Source organism: Methylorubrum sp. B1-46 (assembly GCF_021117295.1).
Taxonomy (GTDB): Bacteria; Pseudomonadota; Alphaproteobacteria; order Rhizobiales; family Beijerinckiaceae; genus Methylobacterium.
This window is the reverse complement of the sequence record NZ_CP088247.1, coordinates 4,938,164-4,951,612: the sequence shown is the minus strand read 5'-3', so window position 1 is coordinate 4,951,612 and position 13,449 is coordinate 4,938,164. Positions and strand designations below refer to the sequence as shown.

The 13,449-nt window shown below is 67.8% G+C and carries 9 protein-coding genes; 8 read left to right on the top strand and 1 reads right to left on the bottom strand.

Translation table 11 applies throughout. The features are described 5' to 3' along the window. Nucleotides 1–82: 82 nt before the first annotated feature. The 8 genes from LPC10_RS22955 to LPC10_RS22920 all read left to right on the top strand — a co-directional run bounded on the left by LPC10_RS22955 (nt 83) and on the right by LPC10_RS22920 (nt 10,327). The gene (locus LPC10_RS22955; RefSeq protein ID WP_231344552.1) at nt 83–1,432 is read left to right on the top strand and encodes a glycosyltransferase family 1 protein; all 1,350 of its coding nucleotides are present in this window, start codon (nt 83–85) and stop codon (nt 1,430–1,432) included. A gap of 74 nt (nt 1,433–1,506) precedes the next feature. Further along, nucleotides 1,507–1,830, top strand: coding sequence for a rhodanese-like domain-containing protein (locus tag LPC10_RS22950; RefSeq protein WP_231344551.1), 324 nt, complete (start codon nt 1,507–1,509; stop codon nt 1,828–1,830). A gap of 119 nt (nt 1,831–1,949) precedes the next feature. Then, entirely contained in the window at nt 1,950–3,095 is a 1,146-nt protein-coding gene (locus tag LPC10_RS22945; protein ID WP_231344550.1) for an efflux RND transporter periplasmic adaptor subunit, read from the top strand. Between the two features lie 152 nt (nt 3,096–3,247). Then, the gene (locus LPC10_RS22940) at nt 3,248–6,457 is read left to right on the top strand and encodes an efflux RND transporter permease subunit (protein WP_231344549.1); all 3,210 of its coding nucleotides are present in this window, start codon (nt 3,248–3,250) and stop codon (nt 6,455–6,457) included. Between the two features lie 104 nt (nt 6,458–6,561). Next, complete coding sequence (locus LPC10_RS22935; protein ID WP_231344548.1) at nt 6,562–7,434, top strand: MBL fold metallo-hydrolase; 873 nt, start codon at nt 6,562–6,564, stop codon at nt 7,432–7,434. Between the two features lie 350 nt (nt 7,435–7,784). Then, a complete protein-coding gene (locus LPC10_RS22930; protein WP_231344547.1) occupies nt 7,785–9,245 on the top strand; it encodes a PAS domain-containing methyl-accepting chemotaxis protein in 1,461 nt (486 codons plus the stop codon). A 37-nt stretch (nt 9,246–9,282) separates the two neighbouring features. Next, complete coding sequence (locus LPC10_RS22925; protein ID WP_231344546.1) at nt 9,283–9,600, top strand: hypothetical protein; 318 nt, start codon at nt 9,283–9,285, stop codon at nt 9,598–9,600. Between the two features lie 82 nt (nt 9,601–9,682). Continuing rightward, nucleotides 9,683–10,327: a DedA family protein gene (locus LPC10_RS22920; RefSeq protein WP_108942221.1), complete on the top strand. Its 645-nt coding sequence runs from the start codon at nt 9,683–9,685 to the stop codon at nt 10,325–10,327. 89 nt (nt 10,328–10,416) lie between these two features. Here the strand turns inward: LPC10_RS22920 and LPC10_RS22915 are convergent, their stop codons facing one another. Further along, the gene (locus tag LPC10_RS22915; RefSeq protein WP_231344545.1) at nt 10,417–13,239 is read right to left on the bottom strand and encodes a bifunctional transaldolase/phosoglucose isomerase; all 2,823 of its coding nucleotides are present in this window, start codon (nt 13,237–13,239) and stop codon (nt 10,417–10,419) included. Between the last annotated feature and the right edge of the window lie 210 nt (nt 13,240–13,449).

Sequence of the window (13,449 nt, the reverse complement as noted above, 5' to 3'; positions counted from 1 at the left end):
GCCGAATCTCGGAGCCCCAGATGAAGGATCGGCGCTCGGCGCCGGTCGCCAGGGTGACGGGTTCCGGTCTATGCAGCGGCCCATGCAAGCCTGTCTCGCCATCGACCTGACCCGCCTCATCACCCGGCTCCGTCACGCCAGCCCGACCGGCATCGACCGGGTCGACCTCGCCTATGCGCGGCACATCCTGTCCGGAGGCACGGAGGCGACGCGCTTCGGGCTCGTCTCGACGGCACTGGGTCCGCGCGTGCTCGACCGGAACGCCGCCCGCGGCATCGTCGAGGCGGTCGCGGAGGGCTGGATCGAGGACGTGACGGCCGAGGTCGATCCGGTCTTCCAGAGCCTGGCGGCCTCGCTCGCCCTCGCCCCCAGCGCCGAGGACCGCCCGCCGCGGAGAGCGAGCCGGCGTCAGCGGGAAGGGGGGCTCGACCGGCGCCGCCTCCAGGCCGAGACCGCCCTTCGGGTGCTGCGCTCCGGCGGCACCGAGCGCCTGCCCGAGGGCACGATCTACCTGCACACCTCGCATCTGCGGCTCGACCGGCCGGAGCGCTTCGACTGGCTCTACACAAGGCGCGACGTGCGGCCGGTCTTCTTCGTCCACGACCTGATCCCGATCTCGCATCCGGAATACGGCCGGCCGGGGGAAGCGGAGCGCCACGCCGCGCGGATGGAGACCGTCGCGCGCCACGCCGCGCACGTGCTCGTCAATTCGGGCGACGTCGGCGCCCGGTTCACGGACTACGCCCGCCGTCGCGGCCTCGGCGCCAAGCCGGTGACCGTGGCGCCCCTCGGCGTCGAGCCTGTCTTCTCGAACGGCGCGGACGAGGCGAATTGGCCGGGGCTCGCCCGGCCGACCTTCCTCGTCTGCGGCACGATCGAGCCGCGCAAGAATCACCTCCTGCTGCTCAACCTCTGGCGCGACCTCGCCGGGCGTCTCGGTCCGGCGACGCCACGGCTGGTCCTGGTCGGGCGGCGCGGCTGGGAGATCGAGAACGTCGCCGACATGCTCGACCGCTGCGCGGTGATTCGCCCTCATGTCAGCGAGGTGGTCGGTCTCTCGACGCAGGGGCTGGCGGCCCTGATGCGCGGCGCCACCGCCCTGCTGATGCCCTCCTTCATCGAGGGATACGGTCTGCCGGTGGTCGAGGCGGCGGCGAGCGGCCTTCCGGTCGTGGCCTCCGACATCCCGGTCCACCGGGAGATCGGCGGACGCTTCGCCCACCTCCTCGATCCACTCGACGGTCCGGGCTGGACGCGAGCCGTCGAGGCCCTGAGCGAGCCGGGCTCCGGGTTCAGGACGGAGCTTGTCGGACGCCTCGCGGGCTACGAACCGCCGCGCTGGGCCGCGCATTTTGAGCGCGTCGATGCCGCGCTCGCCAGCCTGCCGACGGCGGCCGCGCCGATGTTGCGCGGTGCGGGCGAGAGGACTTAAGACATCCTCGGACACCCCAACGCGTTTCGATCCGCCCTCTTTCGGCGGCTCCTCTCTCGGAAAGATCGGTTGCGATGAAAGTGGTCGACCTCGACCGCGAGACGGTCAAGCAGGGCTTGGCGGACGGCTCGCTGCTGCTCATCGACGTGCGCGAGGATCACGAATTCGCCCGCGGGCGCATTCCCGGCTCGGTCTCGCACCCGCTCTCGACCTTCGATCCTGCGGCGCTGAAGGCGTTGATCGAGGCGGACGGGCGCCGGCCGGTCTTCTCCTGCGCCTCCGGGGTCCGCTCGGTCCACGCGATCGCCGCGGCGCAGCAATCCGGGATCAACGTCAGCGAGCATTACGTAGGCGCCTTCAAGGATTGGTACGCCGCGGGCGAGCCGGTCGAAGCGTAGGTCAGGCATGTCTGCGCTGCAGGGCGTCTAACCGTTCCTCTCGCCGAGGGCTGCCATGTGCGCGGGCGCACGCCCCATACTAGGTTGCCGGGACTAGGCCGCGCCATGCAGGGAACCGAATGATGCGCAGCCTCAGGCCTCTTCTTCTCGCCACACCGCTGATTGCCTCCGCGCTGCTGGCGGCCGGGCCGGCCGGCGCGCAGATGCCGGGCGCGCCGCCGCCCGGCGTAACCGTCGCCAAGCCGGTGGTGCGCGAGATCGTCGAGCAGGACCAATATACCGGCCGCTTCGACCCGATCGAATTCGTCGAGGTCCGCGCCCGCGTGACGGGTTATCTCGACAAGATCATGTTCCAGGACGGCGCGAACGTGAAGAAGGGTGAAGTGCTCTTCATCATCGACCGCCGGCCCTACAAGGCGGCCCTGGAGCAGGCTCAGGCCGCGCTCACGTCGGCCAAGGCGCGGCTCTCGTTCACCCAGACCGACCTGGAGCGCGCCCAGGTTCTCTCGCGCGGCGGCAACATCTCCGAGCAGGTCACCGACCAGCGCCGTCAGGCCTCGCAGACCGCCCAGGCCGACGTGGACAGCGCGGAAGCCGCGCTTCGCAACGCCCAGCTCAACTACGACTTCACGGAAGTGAAGTCGCCGATCAACGGGCGGATCAGCCAGCGCCTCGTCACCGAGGGCAACATCGTCAGCACCGACCAGACGATCCTGGCCCGGATCGTCTCGCTCGATCCGATCTATTTCGGCTTCAACGTCGATGAGCGCTCGTTCCTGAAGTACCAGGGCTCGCTCGGCATCGGCATGGGCCAGATGCAGCGCGGCAAGGGCGCTCCCGTCCAGATCGCCCTGTCCGGCGAGGAGAAGCCGACCCGCAAGGGCACGCTCGACTTCGTCGACAACCGGGTCGACTACCAGACCGGCACGATGCTGCTGCGCGCCACCGTCGAGAACCCGGACGGGTTCATCAAGCCGGGCCTGTTCGGCATCGTCGCGATGCCGGCCACCAAGCCGTTCCAGGGCATCCTGATTCCCGACGAGGCGGTCTCGGCCAACCAGGACAAGCGCATCGTCTACGTGCTCGGCGAGGGCGACAAGGTCGCGGCCCGTACCGTCAAGCTCGGGCCGATCGTCGACGGCTACCGCGTGGTCCGCGACGGCCTGAAGGGCGACGAACTCGTGGTCATCAACGGCGTCGCCAAGGTCCGCCCGGGCGCGCAGGTAAAGCCCGAGACGGTCGAGCTGCCCCCGACGAAGAAGTGATACCGCGCCGTCGCGGGGGCGAGGCGGGACGCGGACGAGCAAGATTCGAGCGCCGACGCTCCCGGACCGACCGGGCGGCGCCGGCCTGGACGCAGACGGCAAGCCGCACGGGTCGCGCCAGCGCGCGCACCGGCCGGCGAGAGGTTTGAACGATGCGTTTCGCCCATTTCTTCGTCGACCGGCCGATCTTCGCCTCGGTCACGTCGATCATCTTCCTGATCCTCGGCTTCGTCGCCTACGAGAAGCTGCCGGTCTCGCAATATCCCGAGATCGTGCCGCCGACCGTGACCGTGCGCGCGAGCTTCCCCGGCGCCAACGCCGAGACCGTGGCCGCCACAATCGCGACGCCGCTGGAGCAGGAGATCAACGGCGTCGACAACATGCTCTACATGACGTCGCTGTCGACCAACGACGGCGCGATGCTGCTGACCGTGACCTTCAAGGTCGGCACCAACCTCGATATCGCCAACGTCTTGGTGCAGAACCGGCTCTCGGTGGCGCAGCCGCGCCTGCCGCCGGACGTGCGCAACCTCGGCGTCATCGTGCGCAAGGCCTCGCCCGACCTGATGCTGGTCGTGCACCTGCTCTCGCCCAACAAGACCTACGACCAGAACTACCTGGCCAACTACATCTACCTCAACATCCGCGACGAGTTGCTGCGCCTCGACGGCGTCGGCGACATCTCGATCTTCGGCGGCAACGAGTATGCCGAGCGGATCTGGATCGATCCGCAGAAGATGGCCGCCTACGGCCTGACCACCACCGACGTGACGAGCGCGCTGCAGGAGCAGAACGTGCAGGTCGCCGCCGGCCAGCTCAACGGCCCGCCCGCCGCGCCCGGCGCCGCCTTCCAGCTCGTGGTGCAGTCGCAGGGGCGCTTCCAGACGCCGGAGGAGTTCGCCGACGTCATCGTCAAGGCGAGCGACGGGCGCCTCGTGCGCGTGCGCGACATCGCCCGCGTCGAGATGGGCCAGAAGGACTACACCACGAACTCCTTCCTCAACGACACGCCCGCGGTCGGCATCGGCGCCTTCCAGCGGCCGGGCACCAACGCGCTCGAGGCCGCGGACTCGGTCAAGAAGACGATGGAGGAGCTGAAGAAGCGCTTCCCGCCGGACGTCGAGTACCGCATCGCCTACAATCCGACAGAGTTCATCGAGGAATCGATCCACGAGGTCTACAAGACCCTGTTCGAGGCGGTCCTCCTCGTCGTGATCGTGGTTCTGGTCTTCCTCCAGAGCTGGCGCACGGCGCTGATCCCGGTGATCGCGATTCCCGTCTCGCTCGTCGGCACCTTCGCGGTGATGTCGGCGCTGGGCTTCTCGCTCAACAACCTGACCCTGTTCGGTCTCGTGCTCGCCATCGGCATCGTCGTCGACGACGCCATCGTCGTGGTGGAGAACGTCGAGCGCAACATGGCCGAGGGGCTCTCGGCCGGCGAGGCGGCCCACAAGACCATGGACGAGGTGGGCGGCGCCGTCATCGCCATCGCCCTCGTGCTCGCGGCGGTGTTCATCCCGACCGCCTTCATCCCCGGCATCTCGGGCCAGTTCTACAAGCAGTTCGCGCTCACCATCGCGGCCTCGACTATCATCTCGGCCTTCAACTCGCTGACGCTCTCGCCGGCTCTCTGCAAACTGCTCTTGAAGCCGCACCACGAGCACAAGCCGCCGAAGTTCTTCCTGGCGCGCTTCGTCAACTGGCTGGCGCACCTGTTCAACCGCAGCTTCGACTGGCTGTCGAACGTCTACGGCCATTCGGTCCGCTTCCTGACCGGGACGGTCATCGGCGTGATCGCCATGCTGATCCTCTATGCCGGCGTGATCGCGGGCACGCTGCATCTTGCCCACACGACGCCCACGGGCTTCATCCCGGATCAGGATCAGGGCTACCTGATCGGCGTCGTGCAGCTGCCCGCGGGCTCCTCGCTCGACCGCACCACCGAGGCGGTGAACCGGGCCGCCAAGATCGCCCGCGGCGTCGACGGCATCACCAACACCGTCATCATCGCGGGCTTCGACGGCGCGACCTTCACCAACACCACCAACGCGGCGGTGATGTTCCTCACCCTCAAGGGCGCCAAGGAACGGGCCGCGCAGGGCCGGAGCGCGGCCGTCATCACCGGCGACGTGCTCAAGGCGACCGCGGGCATCCAAGAGGCACGGATCATCGTCATCCCGCCGCCGCCGGTGCGCGGCCTCGGCCAGGGCGGCGGCTTCAAGATGCAGATCGAAAGCCGCCAATCCTCCGAGATCGGCCCGCTGCTCGCGGCGGCCGGCGAGGTGATCGGCCAAGCCAACCAGAGCAAGGACGTGACGCGGGTCTTCACGACCTTCGGCAACGACACGCCGCAGCTCTACCTCGACATCGACCGCACCATCGCGCGCATGCTCAACGTGCCGCTCGCCAACGTCTTCTCGACGGTGCAGACGGCGCTCGGCGGTGCCTACGTCAACGACTTCAACACGCTGGGCCGTATCTATCAGGTGCGCGTGCAGGGGGACGCGGTCTACCGCATGTCGCGGCGCGACATCGAGCAGCTCAAGGTCCGCTCCTCCACCGGCGCCCTGGTGCCGATGGGGACACTGGCCTCGATCCGCGACATCGCCGGCCCGCAGATCGTGCAGCGGTTCAACCTGTACTACTCGGTGCCGCTGCAGGGCGTGGCGCAGCCGGGCGTCTCGACCGGCCAGGCGCTCGACGCCATGGAGGAGATCGCCAAGCGGGCCCTGCCCGAGGGCTATTCCTACGATTGGACCGAGATCGCCTACCAGCAGAAGGCGGCGGGCGGCACGGCCATCTACGTCTTCGCGCTGGGCGTGCTCCTCGTCTTCCTCGTGCTCGCCGCGCAGTACGAATCCTGGGCCCTGCCGCTGGCAATCCTGCTGGTGGTGCCGACAGGCGTGCTCGCCGCCTTGTTCGGGGTGCAGTTGAGAGGGCAGGACAACAACATCCTGACCCAGATCGGCCTGATCGTGCTCATCGGTCTGGCCGCCAAGAACGCGATCCTGATCGTGGAATTCGCCCACGACATCGAGAAGAGCGAGCACAAGGGGCCGGTGGACGCCGCCGTCCAGGCCTGCCGCCTGCGCCTGCGCCCGATCCTGATGACGGCCTTCGCCTTCATCCTCGGCGTGCTGCCGCTCGTCATCGCCACGGGCCCCGGCGCCGAAATGCGCCAAGCGCTCGGCACGGCGGTGTTCTTCGGGATGATCGGCGCGACCTTCTTCGGTCTGTTCTTGACGCCGGTCTTCTACGTGGTGATCCGCAAGGCGGTGATCTGGATCGGCCGCAAGCGCGGCAAGGATCCGCACGGGAAGGATTCGCGCGGCGAACCGCACGGAGCCCCGGCCCACGGTTGAGGCAACTCGCTGAGGGTGGCGCGGCAGGACGCGTGACAGGGGATGAGAATGCGGCCGGGAGCACTAGCTTCCGGCCGTTCTCTTTTTCCAAAGCAGGTTTGCCCGTGCCCGGTTATCTGCCCTTCGCGGGCGCCCTGAAGCTGCCCGCCTACGCTTGCGACAATTGCGGTTTCTGGCAGCGCCATTTCGCGCCGCCGCCGCATTGCCCGATGTGCCTCGACGCCCGCCACGTCGTGCCGCAAGACGGCTGGCGCTTCCGCACCGCGCGCGAGGCGCAGGAAGCCTTTCCCTGCCACTGGGAGGAGCTGGAGCCCGGCGTCTGGCGCTTCTGGAACGAGCCGGTCTCCGGCATCGGCCCGAGCGCCTACCTGATCCGGACCGAGAACGGGAATATGGGCTTCGAGGGCTGCCCCGTCTTCAGCGAGGCGGCCCTCGACCAGATCGAGCGGCTCGGCGGCATGCAGGTGCTCTCGGCCTCCCACCCGCACTCTTACGGCGCGCTGGTGCAGCTCCAAGATCGCTTCGACCCGGAGCTCTGCCTGCCGGCGGCGGACTTTACCTGGAGCGCGGCGCTCCAAGTGTCCTGGCCCTACGACGACTTCCTCGAGCCGCTGCCCGGCCTCGAACTGCATCGCACCGCCGGCCATTTCGACGGCCATGCCGTGCTGTTCGACCGGGGCAGAAAAATCTGTTTCTGCGGCGATGCCCTCAAGTTCGAACTCGACCCGAATGACTTTCGCAGGGCGCTGACGATCTCGGCGCACAAGGCCTTCGTGCGCGGCGTGCCGCTGACCGTGAGCGAGCTGCGCCGCTACCGCGACGTGTTCGAGCGTCTCGACTTCACCCAGACCTGGACCCCGTTCGAGCCGGCGGCCAATGTCGGGCGGACGGAGGTCCTGGCGCTGATCGACGCGATGCTCGGCAGCCGGCCCCACGCCGCACCGGTGCCGTTGATGGATCTTGGCCGCGGTCTCTGAGCCGGCCCAACGGCGTCCACCGCCCACGCATGAAAGGGCGGTGGCTCGCCATCGGCTTCGAGCAATCTGCGACCAAGAAACGACAGCGCAGCGCCGGACCAAAAATAGCATATGTTATGGCAAAATCTGTATTCCTCACCGGAAATCGAACTGGCAACAGCGCAACGACGCAGAATTGTTTTCATACATAAGCTTCTTATTAACAATAAATTTACCTGCAAAATGAACATTTATTGCGGGCGCGAAATCAAATAATTGGCAATCCAGCCTGCGATTCGGCGCCATGCGGTGACAAATACTATTCTGCATATCCCAGATAATGCGGAGTAAGGGCGTCACGGGGGCTCTTCATGTTTAGCAAATCAAAATATAGTGAGGCGCAGGCGAGACTCGATGCACTGGATCGGTCGCTCGCCATCATTGAGTTCGCCATGGATGGCACCATTCTGGATGCCAACCAGAACTTCCTTGCCGCCGTCGGCTACGGGCTCGAGGAGATCAAGGGCAAGCATCACCGCCTTTTCGTCGAAGCCGCCTATGCCGAGGGCGCCGATTACCGCGCTTTCTGGGAGACGCTCCGCGCCGGGCGATACGCGTCGGGCGAGTTCCTCCGCCTCGGCAAATCTGGCCGCAAGATCTGGCTTGAGGCGACCTACAACCCCGTAATCGGGGCCAGCGGAACGCCGGAGCGCGTGGTGAAGTTCGCGACCGACATCACCGCCAAGAAGAACGAGACCAGCCGGCTTCTGACGATGATCGATGGCATGCCCGTCGCCGTCATGACCGCGGACCCGAAGGACGAGTTCAAGATCAACTATCTGAACCGGACCTCGGTGACGACGCTCTCCACGATCGAGGAGCACCTGCCGATCAAGGTTTCGGAGATGCTGGGGCGCTCCTTCGACGTATTCCATAAGAACCCGCACCATCAGCGGGCGATGCTGGCCGACAGCAGCCGTCTGCCCCACCGGGCCAAGATCAAGGTCGGCCCCGAAACCCTCGATCTGCGCGTCTCGGCGATCCACGGGCCGGAGGGCGAGTATGTCGGTCCGATGGTGACGTGGTCGGTGATCACGGCCCAGGTCCAGATGTCGGCCGATGTCTCACAGGTCGTCGAGGCGGTCCGGTCGGCGGTGGAGCGGATGGGGCACTCGGCCGAGGAATTGTCGCGCTCGGCCGAGGATGCCCGGCAGCGCGCCGCCTCCGTCGCCTCTGGTTCGGCCCAGATGACGGCCTCGATTCAGGAGATCTCGGGGCAGGTCGGCAGCGTCTCCGAGCGCGCCCAGCGGATCGCGGCGCAGGCTGAGACGACAGATGGCACGGTGCGCCAGCTCGCCGAAAACGCGCGCAAGGTCGATGCGGTGGTCGGAATGATCCGCTCGATCGCCGATCAGACCAACCTGCTCGCGCTCAACGCCACCATCGAGGCGGCCCGCGCCGGCGCCGCCGGCCGCGGCTTCGCCGTGGTGGCCGCCGAGGTGAAGGCGCTGGCCGAGCAGACAGCCCGGGCGACCGGCGAGATCTCCGGGCAGATCGCCGCGATCCAGAGCGCGACCAGCGAGGCGGTCGAGGCTATCGGCACGATCACCGCGGCGGTGACGGATCTCTCGGGGCTGACGCTCGCCATGGCGAGTGCGGTCGAGGAGCAGGCGGCCTCGACGCACGAGATGTCCGGCAACATCGTCGGCGTCTCCTCGGCGGCGGATGCCACCGGGAGCCATGTCGCCGCAGTTCGCTCCATCGCCGAAGACCTCTCCACGCATTCCGCCGGCCTGGGCGCGAGCGTCGAGAAGTTCCTCAAGGCGAACTGAAGACGTGGAGGACGGGATCGCTGGTCGCGAGGCTGGCGTGCCACACGTCACGTCGATCGACGCCTCCATGCAACCAGGGGGCGTCGAAAGGCTTGTCGCAACGTCCGCCGCCGGCGGTCCGAACCCAACCCGCGTCATGATCGACAGCACGCGCCTCATCCCGCCCGCATCCGGCTCCGCCAGAAACCCCATCCTGTTCGGGGTGTCGGAGGGTCTCGCGCAGCTTCTGCCGCTGCCGGAGGACGACTCTGCCGCCCTCAGGCCGATCCCGGCCACCGCCGCAGGCACCGGCCCCGCTCCGGCCTGGATCGAACCCGGCACGGAAACCTCTGCCGAGGCAGAGCAGACCCGCTAATGGGCAGGGCAGGGCCGCCCTGTTGCGGCCACGTTCATGGACAGACTGCGCCGCAACACGTTCCGCGGAGCCGTTTCATCCCATGTCCTTCCTCCAGGGACTGCCGATCGCCGATCTGATCGCCCATTACGGCTATCTCGCCGTCTTCGTCGTCGTCGCGCTGGAGAGCGCGGGCGTGCCGATGCCGGGCGAGACCATCCTGATCTCGTCGGCCGTCTATGCCGGCAGCACCGGGAGCCTGAACGTCGTCCTTATCGTCGCAGCCGCGGCCGCGGCGGCGATCCTCGGCGACAATGTCGGCTACTGGGTCGGGCGCCGCTGGGGCATGCCGCTGCTGTTGCGCTACGGCCATCTCATCGCCCTCGACCACGGACGGCTCAAACTCGGGCAGTACCTGTTCCGCGAGCATGGCGGGAAGATCGTGTTCTTCGGCCGTTTCACGGCGATGCTGCGCGCCTACGCGGCGGTGCTGGCCGGGGTGAACCGCCTCGATGCCCGCCGCTTCATGCTGTTCAACGGACTCGGCGGCCTCGCCTGGGCCGGCATCATGGGCTTCGGCGCCTATGCCTGCGGCCGCTCGATTGAGCACATCGTCGGCCCGGTCGGCCTCGCGCTGCTGGCCTTCGTCGTCTTCGGAGGGGTGGCCCTGTGGCTGTTCATGAAGCGGCACGAGGAGCGGCTGCTGGTCAAGGCGGAAGCGGCGATCCCCGGCCCGCTGGCGGATTGATTTTTTCCAAGCGCACCCACGACCTCAGCCGTGAGAGCCCCTCGCCCCGCTTGCGGGGAGAGGGGGAAATCGATTCGGCGACCGCCGTCCTACCCCACCGCCGCCTTGATCGCCGCCGCGACGCGCTTCACGCCGCCGGAGACATCACCGCCCTTGAGATGAACTCGCAGCGCTCGGCGCTTGCGCTCGGACAGGACAGCGAAATCACCCCGCGCCTGGGCCGCGATCACGGTCTTGAAACCGAGCTTGCGTCCGGGGATCGGCAGGTCGGCCGAGGGGTCGGCGGTGATCTGCAGGAACACGCCGGAGGCAGGACCGCCCTTGTAGGCCTGCCCGGTCGAGTGGAGGAAGCGCGGACCGAACTCCAGGCAGGTCGCGACCCGGCGCGCGTCGCGTAGGGCGAGGCGCGCCTCATGCAGGGTCGCGTGATGTGCCTCGTTGCGCTCCACATAGGCGAGCAGGGCGACGTAGTCGCACGGCTTCACCCGCGCCAAATGCGCGGCCACGATCGCCTCGAAGCCGTCCCCGGAGCGCAGGGCCTCGGCATTGGCCGGGTCGGCGTAGAGCGCGACCGTCCCGTCCTCGAAGATCGGCGTCTCGGCCGGCAGCGAACCGGTCTCCTCGGCTGCGGAAAAGAGCTTCTTCGTCGCGATCTTGCTCGCCTCGACGTCGGGCTGGTTGAACGGGTTGATGCCGAGCACCGCGCCCGCCACCGCCGTGGCGATCTCGAAGCGGAAGAATTCCTGCGGAAGTTGCTCCACCTTGTCGAGATCGATGCGCACCACCGGCTGCGCCTCGCTCTCCAGGATCTTCACCGCCTCGTCCTGGCGAGCATCGGCCTGGGCCGCCAAGCGCAGATACACGAACAGGCGGTCTTCGCCGTAGACCGCCGGCACGCCCACCGGCTCGCCCTCGATCGGGATGATGCCGACGCCCTCCTTGCCGGTCGATTCGGCGATGAGTTGCTCGGCCCAGGTGCCGAAGGTGTCGATGCCGGGGGAGGCGATGATCGTGATCTTGTCGCGACCGAACTCCTTGGCGGCCACACCCATGGCCGCCCCGAGGCGCACGCCGGGATTGGCCGCGGGCGGCACCGCCGGCCCGCAGGAGCGGACCATCATCCGGGCGCTGTCGAGGAAGTCCTGGATTTCGACGCCGGCCGCCGCCGCGGGGACGAGACCGAAGGCCGACAGCACCGAGTAGCGCCCGCCGATCTGCGGCACGCCGAGGAAGATTTTTCGGAAGCCGTCCTCCTTCGCGGCCTTCTCCATCGCGGAACCCGGATCGGTCACGGCGACGAAGTGGCGGCCGGCCTTCTCAGATCCGACGACCTCCTTCATCCGACCGAGGAAGTAATCGCGGAACACGTTGGGCTCGAGGGTCGAGCCGGACTTCGAGGCGACGATGAACAGCGTCTTTTCGAGGTTCACCGCCGCCTCGACGGCCCGCACCTCGTCCGGATCGGTCGAGTCGAGGATGCGCAGCCGCGGATAGCCCTCGCGATGGCCGTAAGTCGCGGCGATCACCTCCGGCCCGAGGCTGGAGCCGCCCATGCCGAGCACCACCGCATCGGTGAAACCCTCCGCCCGGACCTCCTCGGCGAAGCCCTCGTAGAGTTCGACCCGCTCCAGTTCGTCCTCGACGATGCGCAGCCAGCCGAGCCACTTGTCCTCGTCGCGGCCGGTCCAGACGCTTGCGTCGTGGGCCCAGAGGCGGCGGATCGCGCCGCTGGCGCGCCAAGCCTCGACCGCCTTGTCGGTCGCCGCCTGGAGCGCGTCGTCGAACTTGAAGGTCTGGGCATCGAGCCGGTGGTCGAGGAAGGCCGCGCGCTTGCCCGCGACAGCGCCGAGCAGCGCGTCGGCGGCATCGACGAAGAGCTGCACGCCCTCATCGACGAGTTGGCGGGCCACCGCCTCGATGTCGATGCCGGCCTCAGCGAGCCGCGCCATCACGGTCTCGGCCTCGCCGATATTCTCCTCCAGCGTCGCCCGCACCCGTCCATGGTCACGGAACGCGTCCATGGTGGCTGGCGGCATGGTGTTGACTGTGTTCTTGCCGATCAGCTCCTCGACGTAGAGCACGTCGGAATAGGCCTTGTTCTTGGTCCCCGTGGAGGCCCAGAGCAGGCGCTGCGCCTTGGCGCCCTTGGCCTCCAGCGCCGCCCATTTCGGCCCGGAGAAGATGCGCTTGTAGCGCTGGTAGGCGAGCTTGGCGTTGGCGATCGCCACCTTGCCCTTCAGATCCTCGTAGCCGCCGATTTCGTCGAGCCGCTTGTCGACGAGGGTGTCGATGCGGCTGATGAAGAAACTCGCCACGCTCGCGACCCGAGAGACGTCGCCGCCCCTCTCTCCGAACTCGGTCAGGCCGTCGATGAAGGCGTGGGCGACCTCCTCGTAGACATCTTGCGAGAACAGCAGGGTGATGTTGACCGAGATGCCCTCCCTCGTGAGCTGGCGGATCGCCGGCAGGCCGGCAGGGGTGGCCGGCACTTTCACCATCAGGTTGTCGCGCCCGACCGCCTGATGCAGGCGGCGCGCTTCCCTCAGGGTCTCCTCGGTGTCGAGGGCGAGGTAGGGTGAGACTTCGAGGCTGACATAGCCGTCGGCGCCGTCGCTCGACTCGTAGACGGACCGCAGCACGTCGGCCGCCGCCTGGATGTCGGCGATGGCCAGCCCCTCGTAGAGGTCGATGACGCGGGCGTCGCCGTGATCGAGGGCGGCCTTGAGGCTGTCGTCGTACTCGGCCGAATGGCCGATCGCCTTCTCGAAGATCGCCGGATTGGAGGTGACACCGCGCAGGTCGTCCTTCTCGACCAGCGCCTTGAGTTCGCCCTTGGCGATGAAGCCGCGGGCCACGAAGTCGAGCCAGACCGCCTGCTCGTGCTCGGAGAAGAGGGCGTTCAGCGCGTTCATCTCGGTCGTCCTCGCGTGAAATTTTCAGGCGTCACCTGCCCGTAGATAGGGCGGCGCGCTGCACGTTACCCTCCCCCCTCTGCGGGGGAGGGTGGCCCGCGAAGCGGGTCGGGAGAGGGGCAAGGTTTCCGCTGGATCGACGCCCGCTTGACCTGGCGCCGTCGCGCTGCCCCTCACCCGCCAGCTCCGCAGGCACCCTCTCCCGCAGAG

What these genes read in the sequence shown, in the direction of transcription:
- LPC10_RS22940 (WP_231344549.1), top strand. Translation starts at nt 3,248, where the DNA reads ATGCGTTTCGCCCATTTCTTCGTCGACCGGCCGATCTTCGCCTCGGTC.
- LPC10_RS22915 (WP_231344545.1), bottom strand. Translation starts at nt 13,239, where the DNA reads ATGAACGCGCTGAACGCCCTCTTCTCCGAGCACGAGCAGGCGGTCTGG.
- LPC10_RS22955 (WP_231344552.1), top strand. Translation starts at nt 83, where the DNA reads ATGCAAGCCTGTCTCGCCATCGACCTGACCCGCCTCATCACCCGGCTC.
- LPC10_RS22920 (WP_108942221.1), top strand. Translation starts at nt 9,683, where the DNA reads ATGTCCTTCCTCCAGGGACTGCCGATCGCCGATCTGATCGCCCATTAC.
- LPC10_RS22950 (WP_231344551.1), top strand. Translation starts at nt 1,507, where the DNA reads ATGAAAGTGGTCGACCTCGACCGCGAGACGGTCAAGCAGGGCTTGGCG.
- LPC10_RS22930 (WP_231344547.1), top strand. Translation starts at nt 7,785, where the DNA reads ATGTTTAGCAAATCAAAATATAGTGAGGCGCAGGCGAGACTCGATGCA.
- LPC10_RS22945 (WP_231344550.1), top strand. Translation starts at nt 1,950, where the DNA reads ATGATGCGCAGCCTCAGGCCTCTTCTTCTCGCCACACCGCTGATTGCC.